The 14,596-nt window shown below is 71.1% G+C and carries 18 protein-coding genes; 10 read left to right on the forward strand and 8 right to left on the reverse strand.

Annotated elements, in window-relative coordinates:
- Positions 1–15: 15 nt before the first annotated feature.
- The 4 genes from YIM_RS19740 to YIM_RS19755 form a co-directional block, all read right to left on the reverse strand.
- Positions 16–1,008: a LacI family DNA-binding transcriptional regulator gene (locus tag YIM_RS19740; RefSeq protein ID WP_153031760.1), complete on the reverse strand. Its 993-nt coding sequence runs from the start codon at positions 1,006–1,008 to the stop codon at positions 16–18.
- A gap of 85 nt (positions 1,009–1,093) precedes the next feature.
- Positions 1,094–1,756 carry a hypothetical protein gene (locus tag YIM_RS19745; RefSeq protein WP_153031761.1) on the reverse strand — a complete coding sequence of 221 codons (663 nt, stop codon included), beginning with the start codon at positions 1,754–1,756 and terminating at the stop codon, positions 1,094–1,096.
- Positions 1,757–1,768: 12 nt separating this feature from the next.
- Positions 1,769–2,323: a hypothetical protein gene (locus tag YIM_RS19750; protein ID WP_153031762.1), complete on the reverse strand. Its 555-nt coding sequence runs from the start codon at positions 2,321–2,323 to the stop codon at positions 1,769–1,771.
- A 165-nt stretch (positions 2,324–2,488) separates the two neighbouring features.
- The gene (locus tag YIM_RS19755) at positions 2,489–2,932 is read right to left on the reverse strand and encodes a MarR family winged helix-turn-helix transcriptional regulator (RefSeq protein WP_228004838.1); all 444 of its coding nucleotides are present in this window, start codon (positions 2,930–2,932) and stop codon (positions 2,489–2,491) included.
- 105 nt (positions 2,933–3,037) lie between these two features.
- Between YIM_RS19755 and YIM_RS19760 the strand changes: the two genes are divergently transcribed.
- Complete coding sequence (locus YIM_RS19760) at positions 3,038–3,901, forward strand: sigma-70 family RNA polymerase sigma factor (RefSeq protein ID WP_153031763.1); 864 nt, start codon at positions 3,038–3,040, stop codon at positions 3,899–3,901.
- On the opposite strand, the gene YIM_RS19765 is transcribed toward YIM_RS19760, so the two are convergent.
- On the reverse strand, positions 3,891–4,799 hold the full coding sequence (locus tag YIM_RS19765; protein ID WP_153031764.1) for an NAD(P)-dependent oxidoreductase: 909 nt from the start codon (positions 4,797–4,799) through the stop codon (positions 3,891–3,893). The genes YIM_RS19760 and YIM_RS19765 overlap by 11 nt on opposite strands.
- A 73-nt stretch (positions 4,800–4,872) precedes the next feature.
- Here YIM_RS19765 and YIM_RS49830 point away from each other — a divergent pair, with 73 nt between their 5' ends.
- From YIM_RS49830 to YIM_RS19790, 5 genes are all read left to right on the forward strand, one after another.
- The gene (locus YIM_RS49830; protein ID WP_153031765.1) at positions 4,873–5,520 is read left to right on the forward strand and encodes a TetR/AcrR family transcriptional regulator; all 648 of its coding nucleotides are present in this window, start codon (positions 4,873–4,875) and stop codon (positions 5,518–5,520) included.
- On the forward strand, positions 5,517–5,822 hold the full coding sequence (locus YIM_RS19775; RefSeq protein ID WP_228004839.1) for a DUF6204 family protein: 306 nt from the start codon (positions 5,517–5,519) through the stop codon (positions 5,820–5,822). The genes YIM_RS49830 and YIM_RS19775 overlap by 4 nt, the downstream gene beginning before the upstream one ends.
- Positions 5,823–5,898: 76 nt before the next feature.
- Entirely contained in the window at positions 5,899–6,261 is a 363-nt protein-coding gene (locus YIM_RS19780) for a helix-turn-helix transcriptional regulator (protein WP_153031766.1), read from the forward strand.
- The gene (locus tag YIM_RS19785; RefSeq protein WP_153031767.1) at positions 6,258–6,734 is read left to right on the forward strand and encodes an SRPBCC family protein; all 477 of its coding nucleotides are present in this window, start codon (positions 6,258–6,260) and stop codon (positions 6,732–6,734) included. Before YIM_RS19780 ends, YIM_RS19785 begins: the two co-directional genes overlap by 4 nt.
- Positions 6,735–6,738: 4 nt before the next feature.
- Positions 6,739–7,302 carry a TIGR03086 family metal-binding protein gene (locus YIM_RS19790; protein ID WP_153037099.1) on the forward strand — a complete coding sequence of 188 codons (564 nt, stop codon included), beginning with the start codon at positions 6,739–6,741 and terminating at the stop codon, positions 7,300–7,302.
- Positions 7,303–7,312: 10 nt separating this feature from the next.
- On the opposite strand, the gene YIM_RS19795 is transcribed toward YIM_RS19790, so the two are convergent.
- Entirely contained in the window at positions 7,313–7,981 is a 669-nt protein-coding gene (locus YIM_RS19795; protein WP_153037100.1) for an FCD domain-containing protein, read from the reverse strand.
- 125 nt (positions 7,982–8,106) lie between these two features.
- On the opposite strand from YIM_RS19795, the gene YIM_RS19800 reads away from it, so the two are divergent.
- The 3 genes from YIM_RS19800 to YIM_RS19810 all read left to right on the forward strand — a co-directional run bounded on the left by YIM_RS19800 (position 8,107) and on the right by YIM_RS19810 (position 11,465).
- Positions 8,107–8,604 carry a gluconokinase gene (locus YIM_RS19800; RefSeq protein ID WP_153031768.1) on the forward strand — a complete coding sequence of 166 codons (498 nt, stop codon included), beginning with the start codon at positions 8,107–8,109 and terminating at the stop codon, positions 8,602–8,604.
- Entirely contained in the window at positions 8,601–9,974 is a 1,374-nt protein-coding gene (locus YIM_RS19805) for a gluconate:H+ symporter (RefSeq protein WP_153031769.1), read from the forward strand. Before YIM_RS19800 ends, YIM_RS19805 begins: the two co-directional genes overlap by 4 nt.
- Before the next feature lie 114 nt (positions 9,975–10,088).
- Complete coding sequence (locus tag YIM_RS19810; RefSeq protein WP_153031770.1) at positions 10,089–11,465, forward strand: alpha/beta hydrolase; 1,377 nt, start codon at positions 10,089–10,091, stop codon at positions 11,463–11,465.
- On the opposite strand, the gene YIM_RS19815 is transcribed toward YIM_RS19810, so the two are convergent.
- Positions 11,401–12,324 carry a LysR family transcriptional regulator gene (locus YIM_RS19815; protein ID WP_153031771.1) on the reverse strand — a complete coding sequence of 308 codons (924 nt, stop codon included), beginning with the start codon at positions 12,322–12,324 and terminating at the stop codon, positions 11,401–11,403. The genes YIM_RS19810 and YIM_RS19815 overlap by 65 nt on opposite strands.
- 82 nt (positions 12,325–12,406) lie before the next feature.
- On the opposite strand from YIM_RS19815, the gene YIM_RS19820 reads away from it, so the two are divergent.
- The gene (locus YIM_RS19820) at positions 12,407–13,618 is read left to right on the forward strand and encodes an MFS transporter (RefSeq protein ID WP_153031772.1); all 1,212 of its coding nucleotides are present in this window, start codon (positions 12,407–12,409) and stop codon (positions 13,616–13,618) included.
- 114 nt (positions 13,619–13,732) lie between these two features.
- On the opposite strand, the gene YIM_RS19825 is transcribed toward YIM_RS19820, so the two are convergent.
- Complete coding sequence (locus YIM_RS19825) at positions 13,733–14,566, reverse strand: PaaX family transcriptional regulator C-terminal domain-containing protein (protein WP_228004841.1); 834 nt, start codon at positions 14,564–14,566, stop codon at positions 13,733–13,735.
- Positions 14,567–14,596: the final 30 nt, after the last annotated feature.

Raw genomic sequence — 14,596 nt, forward strand, 5'->3', positions numbered from 1 at the left:
TTTTTCGGTGGGGACCTATCCGGTGGTGCTCTCCCTGATCTCCAGGGAAAACGGGATGCGCACGTCCTCCGGCGCGGTGGGCGCGCCGTCGCGGGCGCGGCGGTGGACCAGCTCGACGGCCGCGCGCGCGAGCGCGGTCTTGTCCGGCGCGATGGTGGTGAGCGAGGGCAGGCTGTAGGCGCTCTGCTCGGTGTTGTCGAACCCGGCTACGGCGATGTCACCGGGCACGTCGCGACCGCGTTCGAAGGCGGCGCGAACCGCGCCCAGCGCGAGCATGTCGTTGAAGCAGAACACCGCGTCCGGTGGTTCGGGCAGATCCAGCAGGCGTGCCATGGCTTCGGCGCCGTCGCGCTGGTGGTACCGCGTGGCGGTGGCGACGAGTTCCGATGACTCGGGCAGACCCGCTTCGGCGAGCGCCTCGCGGTAACCGGCCAGGCGCTGGGCGGCGGTGCCGCACCGCGGGTGCTGGCCGATCACCGCGATCCGGGTGCGGCCCAGCTCGATCAGGTGCCGGACGGCGGTGCGGGCGGCGAGCACGTTGTCGATCCCGGCGTGGTCCATCGGCACGTCGACGGTGTGCTCGCCGAGCAGGACCAGCGGAATGCCGCCGTCGGTGACGTCGCCCGGTTCGAGTGCCTCGGGACTGATGATCGCGCCGTCGACCATGTGCGGGCCGAGCGAGGCCAGCGTGGCGCGCTCGGTCTCGCGCACGCCCTGGGTTTCCTCGATGAGCACGTTCCAGCCGCGCTCGCGGGCCGCGGTGAGCACGGCGCCGGCGAGTTCGCCGAAGTACGGGATGCTCAGCTCGGGCACCACGAGGGCGAGGAAGCCGGTGCGCCCGCGCCGCAGGTTCCGCGCGCCGAGATTGGGCCGGTAGCCGGTTTCGGCCAGCGCGTGCTCCACGCGCCGCCGGTTCTCCGGTTTGACGAAGTCGTACCCGTTGACCACGTTCGACACGGTCTTCACCGAAACCCCGGCGAGCACCGCGACGTCCCGCAGAGTGGCCATCGGCCGAGCCTAGCCGTTTTACAACGTTGTGCCAACGATGCAAAACGGCCAGGACCCAGGTGGAGCCAGGTGTATCAGTGGTGGATCAGCGCGCGGAGCGCAGTGCGCCGACGAGGTCGTTCAGCGTGGTCGGCGCGCCCCAGGCCGGGGCCAGGTGCTCGCGTTCGGTGGCGCTGCCCGCCATCGCGGCGTCCGCGCTGCCCTGCAGCCACAGGCCGTCCGGATAGGCGAAGAACAGCGGCGCCGCGGCGGGCACCTTCTCCGGGCGGTTCACCGTCGCGTCCGGCGACGGCTTCCAGGTGGAGATGTCCTCCAGGATGAGCACGGCGTCGGCCTTCGTGTTCGCCCCGGCGATCGCCGAGGTCGGGGTCGACGGGCTCTTCGCCACCTGGACGTAGACCTGCCCGCCGGTCACCGCGGCGGCCGGGCCGGACACCACTTCGGTGACCGCGACCTGCAGGGTGACGTACTGGCCCTGCCCGCGCTGGGTGCGCTGGGCGTCGGGATAGGCCGTGGTGATGCCGTCGTGCACCTCGGCCACCGTGCCGCGCACGATCAGGTCGCCCAGTTCCAGCGCCTGCTTCGGCGAGACCAGCGGATCGAAGTCCGCTTCGTAGTCCCGGCTCAGTTGGGCGAGCAGCGGCTGGGCCGAACTCGCGGTGTTCGTGGTGGTGTCCGTCGAGCCGCAGCCCGCGAGCACTCCGATGGCCACTCCGCCTGCCACGAGGGCGGCGATCGTCTTCCGCATGCCGGGCTCCTCTCAGTAGTGGGCGTTGATGTGGCCGAGGTCGTGCGCGCTGTAGGTGCGCCACTGCAGCGCGGTGCTGGGCACCTCGCCGGAGATCATCGCGCTGATCGTGTCGTGCCCGAGCCCGATGCTGTGCCCGAGTTCGTGCACCGAGGTCTTGCGCCGGTCGTACCAGTCGTTGTCGCCGATATCGAGCTGCGCGAAATCGAGCTTGACGTCGGAGGAATCGCAGACGCCGGGGCTGGAATGCGCGAAGCAGGACCGTTCCCCGCGCAGTGTGCCCGGCAGGTCCTCCTGCCACCACCACACATCGATGGTCACGCTGTTGCAGGAGCCGATGTTGGAATCGGTGAGATCGGTGGTGTTGTCCAGTGTGTCCATCGCGTACGTGGCCACCGTGGGGTCGGTGGTGAACCCGCTGGTGGTGCAGAAGGTGTGTAATGAACTGTCAGCCACCGCGCTGTCGTAGTTGTTCGGGAACGGATTGGCCGAGGCCGTTCCGCCGAGCAGTACCAAAGCCGCCGCTACCGCTGCCGGAACCAGATATCGTCTTCGGTTTGTCGCCATTCGCTTGCCGCCTCCCGTCGGTATTTCGCGTTGGGCGTTCAAGCAGTCGATGTCGATATTCGGAACGCAACGGGAAAATGGCGGGGAAACCCGATTGCCGTATTCTTCCTGCCGGTGAGCGGCCGGGTGCTGCCGGGCAGCGGGATCCCTTCCGGTGAGCCGAGGTCAGCCCGGGGTGCGCAGCGCGTCGAGCAGGCGCCGGATGGTCCGGGTGGCTTGCCGCAGTTCTTCGGCGTCGGTGCCCGCCCTGGCCAGCAGGCGTTCCCTGGCGGCGTCCGAGCGGGCGGACAGCCGGTCCAGGGTGGCCCGGCCCTCGTCGGTGAGCGCGATCAGCGGGGAACGCGCGTGGTCCGGATTCGGCACGGCCTCGACCTGGTCGGTCTCCAGCAGGTCACCGACCACCCGCTGCACGCTCTGCGGGGTCAGGCCGAGGCGCCGGGCCGCGTTCGGCACCGTGCGCGGGCCGTCCGCGAGCACACCGAGCACATGCCACCTCGCCGCGGTCTGCCCCGCCTCGCGCGCGATGTCTTCACTGGTGCGCCGGGAGATCCCGGCCAGGTCGTACACGTCGGCGATGAGCAGCCGGTACTGTTCCAGTGCATCGGTCACCGCGGCAGCATACGTCCGTCCTGCCAGCCTGCTGCTGATCTTGGCGCTGTCACAACCCGGCCCGCTCGCCGGTCATCCCGGATGAGCGGTGGCAACGGAGGACCGATGGGCGACGAAGATTTCCTGGCGCGGCGCTTCGAGGAGCATCGCGCGCACCTGACCGCGGTGGCCTACCGGATGCTCGGTTCGCGCGCCGAGGCCGAGGACGCGGTGCAGGAGGCGTGGATGCGCCTCAGCCGCTCCGACCCCGGCGGGGTGGTGAACCTCGGCGGCTGGCTGACCACGGTGGTCGGCAGGGTCTGCCTGAACGCGCTGCAGTCGCGCCGGTCCCGGCGCGAGGACCCGCTGGGGGAGCAGGACACCGAACCGGCCGAGGCCCGCGAACGCGGCCCCGAGCAGGAGGCGGTCGAAACCGATTCGGTCGGGCTGGCGCTGCTCGTTGTGCTCGACACGCTCACCCCGGCCGAACGCCTCGCCTTCGTGCTGCACGACCTGTTCGCCGTGCCGTTCGACGAGATCGCGCCGATCGTGGACCGCACCCCGGCCGCCGCCAGGCAACTGGCCAGCCGCGCGCGCCGCCGGGTGCGGGGCGCGCCCGCGCCGGACGCCGAGCAGGCGCGCAAGCGGGAGATCATCGACGCCTTTCTCGCGGCGTCGCGGGGCGGTGACTTCGGCGCGCTGCTGGCGGTGCTCGACCCGGACGTGGTGCTGCGAGCCGATCGGCGTGCGGTGCAGATGGGCGCGAACGCCGAGACGTTCGGGGCGGACCAGGTGGCGAAGGCGTTCTTCGGCGGGGCGAGGCTCGCGCGGGTGGCGCTGATCGACGGTGCCGTCGGCGCGGTGGTGGCGCCACGCCGCCGGACGCGCCTGGCGCTCTACTTCACCGTCGTCGCCGACCGGATCGCCGCCATCGAGGTGGTCGCGGAGAACGACCACCTCGACGCGCTCGACGTGGAGATCATCGGCTGAGCGCGGTGGCCCGCCAGCCTTCGCGCGCGCTGGGGAACTCCGGCGCCCAGCCGGTGGCTTCGCGGAACTTGGCGTTGGACACGCGGATCGACCGCGTCAGCGAGGTGAGCCTGTCGCCGAGCAGCAGCGCGGCCCGTCCCGGACCGCGGATCCAGGCGCGGGCGCCCGCGGCTTCGGCGAGCGCGTCGGCGTATTCGCGTTTGGTCAGCGGTTCGTCGTCGACCACGTTGTACGTGCCCGCCGGCGCGTGCAGCGCGGCGGCGACGGCACGGCCCGCGTCGGCCATGTGGATCGAGGAGACGTAGCTCCCGGACGGTCCGAGCTGCGCGGCGATGTGGTGACGGGCCTGGGCGAGCATCTGCTCGGCGTGCGCGGCGCCCGGACCGTAGAACCAGCCGAACCGCAGCACCACCCCGGTGCGCCCGGCCTCGGTGAACCGGTTGGCGCTGGTCTCGGCGGCGATGTTCGACCTGGCCAGCGGGTAGTGGTCGATCGGGTGGTCCTCGTCGATCCACCGCGCGCCGTGGTCGCGGTAGATCATGCTCACCGACTCCTGGACCAGCCGGTCCACCCCGGCGTCGAGCGCCGCGCCGGACACCGCCGCCGAGCCGTCGGTCCGCACCTTCGCGCACTCGGCCCACGCCCGGTTGCTGAGGAACCGGTTCATCGGCGGGATCGCCGAGGCCAGATTGGCCACCGCGTCGTGCCCGCCGAACGCGTCGGCCAGTGCCGCGCGGTCGAACAGGGACACCGAAACCGGCGTCGCGCCCTGCGCGGTGAGAGCGGCGGCCTTCTCCGGTGTGCGCGCCAGTGCGGTCACCTCGTGACCGGCTTCGATCAGCGCGGGGACCGCGTGGACGCCGATGGCCCCGGTCGCGCCCGTGACAAAAACTCGCATGCCCGCCGACCCTATCGCCTCCGGCGAAAAAATAAAGTCGACCCCAAAAATGGGGTGTGCTTAAATCTTGTACATGACTGGAGGCTTGCGCGAACGCAAGAAGAGGTTGACCCGGCGGCGGATCGCCGACGTGGCGCTCGGCCTGTTCGTCGAGCGCGGGTTCGACCACGTGACGATCACCGAGGTGGCCGAGAAGGCGGACGTCTCGGTGAACACCGTCTACAACTACTTCGCCACCAAGGAGGACCTGGTGCTGCCGCCCGGCGAGGCTTCGCCGGACCGGCTGGCCGACATGGTGCGCGGCCGGGCCGCCGGGGAGTCGGCGGCGGTGGCGGTGCTCGGGCGGCTGCGCGAGGAGGTGCGCCGCCGTGATCGCGCGGTCGGGCTGACCGAGGGGTTCGGGCGGGTGCTGGCGATGATGCTCGCCGCGCCCACGCTGGCCGCGCGACTGGAGGACGTGAGCGGCCAGATGGTGCGCAACCTGGCGGAGGTGCTCGCCGAGGAGACGGGTGCCCGCGAGGACGACCCGGTGCCGGGACTGGTGGCCGGGCAGATCGGCTGGTTCCACGGCGTGGTGTTCGGGGAGATCGGGAAGCGGACCGTGGCCGGTGAGGACCCGGAGCTGATCGCCGCCGCCGCGCTCACCCTGCTCGACGAAATCGAGGCCCTGCTCGGCGAGCGGGTGCTGACCTATGCCGTGCGCGAGGAGGAAGACCGATGAGCCAGGACGTGTTCCGCGTGACGATCCGCGGCAAGTTCGACGGCCTGACCGATGAGCAGCGGACCGCTCTCGCCGAGCGCGGGGGACAGTTGATGTTCTCCGAGGAAGGCACGTTCACCCACGACGCGAACGTCACCGTGTTCACCTTCCGCTGCCAGGTCCCGGCCCGGCCCGATGACGACGACCGCGCGGCGAAGGCGCGTGCGATCGCCGCGCTGGACGCGCACGGCCTGCCGTACCGGGACCTGTCCGTCGCGGTGACCGACATGCGCGACATCCGGATCCGCCGGAAGGGCCGCTGAGTTACTCAACTGGTTGGTTGACAATGTCGGGTGCCGGGTCTACCTTCTTGCTCAACCGACCAGTTGAGGAAGGCGAATGGACGACAGCGCGGCGCGGCTCAACCGGGTGTTCGCGGCTCTGGCCGACCCGACCCGGCGCGATCTGGTGGCCCGGCTGGCCGCCGCCGACGCGACCGTCGGCGAACTGGCGGAGCCGTACGAGATGAGCCTGCAGGCGGTCTCGAAGCACGTGAAGGTGCTCGAGGAGGCCGGGCTGGTCACGCGCAGCAAGGACGCCCAGCGGCGGCCGGTCCACCTGGACGCGGCCGTGTTCGACCTGATGACGAAGTGGATCGAGCGGTACCGGCGGCAGGTCGAGGAGCGCTATCGGCGCCTCGACGACGTGCTGGCCGGGATGGCCGACGACGACACGCGAACCCCCGAGAAGGACGCATCATGACCGAGACCACGATCAGCGCGGACGAGAAGGTACCGACGATCGAGATCGTCCGCGATTTCGACGCGCCGCCGGAGCGGGTGTTCCGCGCCCACGTCGATCCCGAGATCTACGCGCGCTGGATCGGGCCGCGTTCGATGACCACGAGGATCATCCGCTGGGACGCCAGCACGGGTGGCGCGTGGGCCTTCGCCAACGATCGTGACGGCGAGGAGGTCGCTTCGTTCTTCGGCAGCTTCCACGAGGTGCGCCCGAACGAGCGGATCGTGTGGACCTTCACCTACGAAGGCCAGCCCGACGGCGTGTCGCTGGAGACGCTGACCTTCGAGGACCTCGGAAACGGGCGCACGCGGTTGAAGACGCTGAGCGTGATGGCCGATTTCGAGGCCCGTGACGGCATGCTGTCCAGCGGCATGGACGTGGGCGTCAACGAGGGTTACGACAAGCTCGACGCGCTGCTGGCGAAGGAGAGCTGAGATGATGCTCGCGCCCAAGGGTCCGGCCTGGCAGCACGCCCAGGACGCGGCGCGGTTCACCGAACTCGTCGAGTCCGCGTCGCCCGGCGACTGGGCGCGGCCGAGTCCGGTCGCGGAGTGGACGGCCCTCGACATCGTGCGGCACCTGGTCGAATGGTCCCGCGGATTCCTGACCGGTGCCGGGATCGAACTGCCCGCGCTGGACGTGTCGGCCGATCCGGCCGGGGCGTGGAAGCGGCACGCCAGCGACATCCAAGCCATTCTCGACGCGCCGGACGGGCGGGTGCTGTGCAATCCGCACACCGGCGACCTGCCGGTGGACGAGGCGATCGACCGGTTCTACACCGCGGACGTCTGGATGCACTCCTGGGACCTCGCCAAGGCGCTCGGCCGCGAACCCGAACTGGGCGAGGAGCGCTGCGACGCCGCACTCGCCGGCATGGTGCCGATGGAGCAGATGCTGCGCGACAGCGGGCAGTTCGGCACCGCCGTGCCGGTCGACGGCGACGCCTCCGCGCAGGACAGGCTCATGGCCTTCATCGGCCGCGATCCTTCCTGGACGCCCTGAGATCCGCGGCTCAGCCCGACAGTTCCACCATTTCGTCGCGAGCCTGGATCACGATGTCGCGCATCGCGCGCTCGGCGCGATCCGGCTCGCCGCGATCCACCGCGAGCGCGACTTCCTGGTGCAGCGCCACGGCTTCCGGCTGCGGTTCGGGCGGCATCAGGCCGTGCCCGGTCCGCCCGGTGAGCACCTCGGCCACCACCGCGGACAGCTGCGAGAACATCGGATTGCCCGACGCGGACAGCAGCAGGTCGTGGAAGTCGATGTCGTGCCCGAGAAAGGCGGCCAGGTCGCGGGCCTTCGCGGTGGTCGCCAGCCGTGAGCCGAGCGCGCGCAGCTGACCGCGCTGTTCCGGGGTGGCGCGCAGCGCGGCGAACCGGGCCGCGCTCGGCTCGATCGCGGCCCGCAGCTCGGTCAGCGTGCGCAGCGCGCCCTGCCGCTGCGGGCCGTCGAGCTGCCAGCGGATCACGCGCGGGTCGTAGTGGTTCCACTCGGCGTGCTCCCGCACGGTGACCCCGACACGCCGCTTGCTCGAAGTCAGCCGCATCGTCTCCAGCGCGCGCACCACCTCACGCGCGACCGTGCGGGACGCGCCGTAGCGCACCTGCAGTTCTTCCAGCCGGAGCACCGAGCCGGGGGGCAGCTCGCCGCCGGCGATCGCGGTGCCCAGCTCGTCCAGCATCTTCGAGTGCACCCCGTCGGCCATGCGGTGACCGTAACGTACTGACTCGATTAAGTAGTACCTTTCACTTGATTAAGTAGTACCTATTGGGTCTACTCTCTGCCGCGGACAAGGAGGTCACTTCCATGGCGGTCATCGTGGTGATGGGCGTGGCGGGCGCGGGCAAGAGCACCATCGGCACCGCGCTGGCCGGGCACCTCGGCGTCGAATACGCCGAAGCCGACGAGTTCCACCCGGCGCCGAACATCGAGAAGATGACCTCCGGCGTCCCGCTCACCGACGCCGACCGGTGGCCCTGGCTGCGGTCCATCGCGGACTGGATCCGCGCGCACGCCGGGACCGGCGGCGTGGTCACCTGCTCGGCGCTGAAGTACGAGTACCGGGACGTGCTGCGCGGCGGGGGATCGGTCTGGTTCCTGCACCTCGACGGCGCGCGCGAACTGCTGGCCACCCGGATGGGTGGTCGTTCCGGCCACTTCATGCCCACGTCGCTGCTCGACTCGCAGCTGGCCGATCTTTCCCCGCTGCGGCAGGACGAGCACGGGCGCACCCTCGACATCGGCGCACCGCCGGGCGAACTCGTCGACGCCGCGATCACCGCTTATCGGAAGGACCACCCGTGAACACACTCGCCGCGGCCGCCGGCGGCCACGACCTCCGCCTGCTCGGCGCCACCGTGCTGGCGATCGCGCTGATCGTCGTGCTGATCACCAAGCTGAAGCTGCACCCGTTCCTGGCGCTGATCCTCAGTTCCGGCGTGCTCGGGCTGGTCGCGGGCATGCCGGTGGACAAGCTGATCAAGAGCTTCAGCGGCGGGGTCGGCTCGACGGTGGCTTCGGTCGGCGTGCTGATCGCGCTCGGCGCGATGCTCGGCAAGCTGCTCGCCGACTCCGGTGGTGCCGAGCAGATCGTGGACACCATCATCTCCCGGTCGGGGCCGAAGCTGCTGCCGTGGGCGATGGCGCTGGTGGCCGCGCTGATCGGGTTGCCGATGTTCTTCGAGATCGGCCTGGTCATGCTGATCCCGGTGGTGCTGCTGGTGTCCCGGCGCAGCGGGCAGCCGCTGATGCTGCTCGGCATCCCGGCGCTGGCCGGGCTTTCGGTGCTGCACGGCCTGGTCCCGCCGCACCCCGGCCCGCTCGCCGCGGCCGGTGCGCTCAACGCCAACGTCGGCATCACCCTGGCCCTCGGCGTGCTGATCGCGATCCCGACGGTGATCATCGCCGGTCCGGTGTTCGGCAGGCTGGCCGCGAAGCTGGTGCCGGAGGCGAAGGCGCCGGAGCACCTGGTCCCGGAGTCGGTCGGGGACACCGAAGGCAACACGCGCCGCCCCAGCTTCTTCGCCACGGTGGCCACCGTGCTGCTGCCGGTGGTGCTGATGATGGGCAAGGCGCTGGCGGACATCCTGCTGGAGAAGGAGAACCAGCTCCGCCGGGTGCTCGACTTCGTCGGTGACCCGCTGGTCGCGCTGCTGGCCGCGGTGCTGGTCGGCATGGTCACCCTCGGCCGGGCGGCCGGGTTCACCCGCGGCCGGATGTCGAGCACGCTGGCCGATTCGCTCGGCCCGATCGCCGGCATCCTGCTGATCGTCGGTGCCGGTGGCGGGTTCAAGCAGACGCTGGTGGACGCGGGCGTCGGTGATGTGATCACCGAACTGGCCACCGGGGCGAACTTCTCGCCGCTGCTGCTGGGCTGGCTGGTCGCGGTGGCGATCCGCCTGGCGACCGGTTCGGCGACGGTGGCCACGGTTTCCGCGGCCGGGATCGTCGCGCCGCTGGCGGCCACCCTCGACCCCACGCACAGCGCGCTGCTGGTGCTCGCGATCGGCGCCGGTTCGCTGTTCTTCTCGCACGTCAACGACGCCGGGTTCTGGCTGGTGAAGGAGTACTTCGGCCTGACGGTGGGGCAGACGGTGAAGAGCTGGTCGATCATGGAGACGGTGATCTCGGTGGTGGCGATCGCGCTGATCCTGCCGCTCGGCGCCATCCTGTAGCCGCGGGGCAGCCGCCTTCCTTGCCGTCGCTCGCGGGATCGGTCTATATTCGTGATAGTCACCAAAGATGACTATCAGGGATCTTGCCTACTGTGTTCGACTAGGGAGCCGGTCATGTCGGTCGTGGAACTGACCACGTTCACCGTTCGCGCGGAGCGCACGCCCGAGATGCTCGCCGCGCGGGCGGGCATGCTCGAGGCGTTCCGCCGGGATCGCCGGGGCTTCCGCTCCGCGCGGCTGGTGCGCGTCGCCGAGAACACCTGGCTGGACTTCGTCGAATGGGACGACGACGCCGCCTGGGACGAGTCGAAGGCCAAGGGCGCCAACCAACCGGAGATCGCCGCGTTCTTCGGCACCATCGACGCGCTGGTCTCCTCCGAGCGCGGCGTGCGCTACGACGACGAGCCCGGCCGGGTCCGGACCATCGCCTACGGACCGGCGCCGTCGCAGGTGGGGGAGTTGTACCTGCCCGGAGGCGACGGCCCGTTCCCGGTCGTGGTGCTGCTACACGGTGGTTACCGGGACGCCGGGTCCGACCGCCGCCAGATGACCGCGTTGGCAGACGACCTCGTCGCCCACGGTTACGCGGTCTGGAACGTCGGCTATCGGCAAGTCGGCGAAGAAGGCGCGGGCCGGCCGGGCACGTTCGAAGACGTGGCCGCGGCCGTGGACGCCGTCGCCGATCTCGATCCGGTGCTCGACGTCACGCGGGTGGTCGCGATCGGGCACTCCGCCGGTGGCGGGCTCGCCACGTGGGCGGCCGCGCGGACCGAACTTCCCGAAGGTGCTCCTGGCGCCGATCCGCGTGTGCCGCTCGCCGGGGCCTTCACCCATGGCGACCCTCTGGACTTCGAAGCGGCCGACGGGCACCTCGACGTGCTCGATCCGGCGGAACAGGCCTGGAAGGTGATCCGCGACGGCGTGGACCGGCGCTTCGCCGGGCTCACCGTCTACGAACTGCCGCCGGTGGACGTCAACGCGGTGCTCGCCGAGCGCTACGACCTCGCCCGCGAGTACCGGTTCACCCGGACCTCGTTGTGGGACATGGAAATCCGCAAGGCGTCGGCCCCGGACAAGTACCTGCCCAACGTGGTGCGCCCCGGCAGCCTCGCGAAGTTCGGCGAGGGTGCGGACTTCGTGCGTGTCTCGGACCAGAAGCACTGGCTGGACCCGTCGCGGTACGGGACCGTCATCGAGCGGGTGCACCTCGACCACCGGAACCAGCGCGCGTTGTTCTACGGCCTCGCCGAGTTCGGCGAACTGCGGGCCGGGACCGGGCAGCCGCTGTTCCACGTCGAGCATTCGGTGACCGGCACCGAGGACCGCCCGATCAACCGCTGGCGCATCGTGTTCCTCACCGAGACACCGGATCCGGCGCTGACGGAGCTGTTCGCGGCCATGGCCGAGCAGGAGTACCTGCCCGAGTTCATCGAGGTGTACCTCCGCGAGGAGGTCGGTCTGGAGCCGCGACGGAGAACTCCCGCGCGCTGATCAGCTCCAGCAGGGTGCGCACGGCCGGGCTCGGCGGGCGGCCCGCGCGGGTGGCGATGGTGAACGGCCACACCAGCCCGGTGCCGCCGAGCGGAATGGTCCGGACCCCCGACAGCAGCCGGAGGTCCGGCACCACCGCGATACCCAGTCCCGCGGCCACGTAGGCGGGCACCGTGCGCAGGTCGGCGACCTCGACGGTGACCCGTCGCGGTGTGCCGGTCGCCTCGAAGGCGCGGTCGAGGGCGAGCCGGTTGCCGAACCCGCGCGGGTTGTCCACAAAGGACTCCCCGGCCAGGTCGGCCAGCGTGAGCGAACGCCGCCCCGCCAGCCGGTGCCCGTCCGGCAGCACCACCACGTACGGCGCCGAGCCCAGCGGCCGGGTGTCGAGCCCGGTCAGGTCCGCTTCGGGCAGGCCGAGCAGCGCCACGTCGAGCCTGCCCTGCCGGACGTCCTCGGCCAGTCCGGTCGAGCCGGTGACCGACACCGTGACGTGCAGGTCCACCAGTGGGTACCGCTGGTGGAAGGCGCCGAGCAGATCGGGCAGGTCGAGTTCGCCGACGCTGGTCAGGGTGCCGATGCGCAGCCTGCCGCGCAGCCCGGCGGCGGCGTCGGCGACCACGTCCCGCGCCCGGTCGACCGCCTCCAGCGCGGCCTTCGCCTCGGGCAGGAACACCTTGCCCGCCGGGGACAGCGCGACCCGCCGCGTCGACCGGTCGAACAGCTTGACCCCGAGTTCGCCCTCCAGCGCCCGGATCGTCGCGGACACGGTGGACTGCACGGCGTAGAGCCGCTGGGCGGCGCGGGTGAAGCTGAGTTCCTCGGCGACGGCGACGAAGTGTTCGAGCTGACGGGTCTCCACAAGCTGAATTATCGCATCGACCGATAACTGTGACCAGGATTGTTCGTTGGACTTGCATTATCGATCGGGCCATCGTGGAGGCATGCTCGAAACAGCCATCCGGCCCGCGCGGGTGTCGTGGCGGATCAGCCACGGCGCCGGGTTCTGGATCATCGCCGCCGCCTTCGCCGCCGCGCTCGCCTTCTCCACCGTGCCCACCCCGCTCTACGTGCTCTACCAGCAGCGCGACGGATTCCCGACCTACGTGGTGACCATCGTGTTCGCCGCCTACGCGGTCGGCGTGATGGCCAGCCTCTACCTCGCCGGGCACGTCAGCGACTGGCTGGGCCGCCGCCGGGTGATCCTCGTGGCGACGCTGGCCGAGGTGCTGTCGGCGGCCTTGTTCCTGGTGTGGCCGGAGGTGCCGGGGCTGGTGCTGGCCCGGCTCGTCGGCGGCGCCGGCATCGGCGCGCTGACCGCCACCGCCACCGCGCACCTGTCCGAACTACGCGCGGTGGCCCGCCCGCGCGAGGACCACGGGCGAGCGGGACTGGCCGCCACCGTGGTGAACATGGGCGGGCTCGCGCTCGGGCCGCTCGCGGGCGGGGTGTTCGCGAGCTACTCGGCCGAGCCGCTGCGGACGCCGTTCGTGTTCTTCCTGGTGCTGCTGCTGGTGCTGGCGATCGCCGTGGCGCTGGTGCCCGAAACCGTGGAGCGCGCCGAAGAACGCCCGGCCTACCGCCCGCAGCGCGTGGCACTGCCCTCTGGCGCGCGGTCCGCGTTCTCCGGGGCGGCGATCGGCGCCTTCGCCGCGTTCGCCATCACCGGGTTGTCGATGGCGCTGACGCCGACGCTGCTGGTGCAGGGCCTGCACGAGAACTCCCGGCTGCTGGCCGGTTTCGCGTCGTTCGCCGTGTTCGCCGCGGCGGCTTCGGCCCAGGTGGTCTTCGCCGGGCTGAGCACCAGGGCGCAGCTCCGGCTCGGCCTCGCGTTGATGGTCACCGGCCTGGTGGCGTTGCCGGTGGCGGTGACCACTTCGGTGCTGTGGCTGTTCTTCGCGGGCGGGATCGCGGCCGGAGCGGGGGCGGGGCTGAACATCCGCGCCTCGGTGGCCACCGCCGCCGCGCTCGCCGAACCACCGTCACGCGGCGAGGTCCTGGCGGCGCTATTCCTGGCCGCCTACGCCGGGCTGGTGCTGCCGATCCTGCTCGTCGGGATCGCGCTGGTGTGGCTGCCTAGTTCGTGGGCGCTGCTCGGCTTCTCGGTACTGGAGCTGGCCCTGCTCGCCTGGGCCGCCCCACGCGCACTCCGCTAGCCGATGTTTTGAGAGAGTTTTGCGTGGCGGCGCGGGTGGCGGTGCCGGTTGACGGCCCGCGGCCAGCGGCTCCGCCGCTGATAAAGCGCTACCTGATCGCACGGCATCCGACCGCTAACCGGCTGGGCCGAGTGGGATCTGGTCCAGGACTTCGGTGGCCAGCGCGCCCGCGGTTTCCTGGTAGCGGGTGGCCAGCCGGTGGAACAACTGCTCGGCCCGGATCGCGGGCCAGTCCGCGGCCAGGTGCTCGGCGGGCAGGTGCGGGTCCTGCCGCACCAGCTGCAGCCAGTCGGTGTGCAGCACCAGCTGGCGCGCCAGGTCGTCGGGCAGGGCGGGCAGCGGGGCCGCGGGCTCCCAGCGGCTGAGGAAGGCGTGGTACCGGGTGGCGATCGCGGCCACGTCGAACGCGCGGTGCACCAGGTCGGCCGACTCGGTGGGCTTGGCGTGCTGCGCGGTGAACACGTTCACGTGATCACCGAGGTCCTCGACCAGCGACGTCACGTCCTTGCTGCCCGGCGCGATCCACAGCCCGTTCTGCAGCGGGCCGAACCCGGCCCAGACCAGCCGCGAGCGCAGGTCGTGGCGATCGCTGCGCCTGCTGTCCGGCAGCGAGAAGCCGACCAGCGTCCAGTTGCCGTCCCAGTCGCGGTTGACCGCGCCGGTGCGCCACACCCGCCGCTTGCCGTCGGCCAGCACCGCCGCCGCCCGGCTGGTGAGTCCGAAGTAGACCCGGCGGCCGCGCCGGTGCCGGGCGAGCAGGCCGCGGTTGACCATCCGGGTCAGCGTCGAGCGCACCGCCTCCTCGGAGATGCCCACCCTGGCGAACACGTCGATCACGCTGCCCGAGTAGACGGCGGTGTCGCGCTCGACCACGTGCAGGCCGAGAAAGCTGAGCATCAGCGACTGCGGCCGGGCCGAGTAGCTCAGCGCGTCGTCGGTAACCGTCACGGGCTCAGCCTAGTTGCCGATCATTGTTGG

It is taken from the genome of Amycolatopsis sp. YIM 10, from assembly GCF_009429145.1.
Lineage (GTDB): Bacteria > Actinomycetota > Actinomycetes > Mycobacteriales > Pseudonocardiaceae > Amycolatopsis.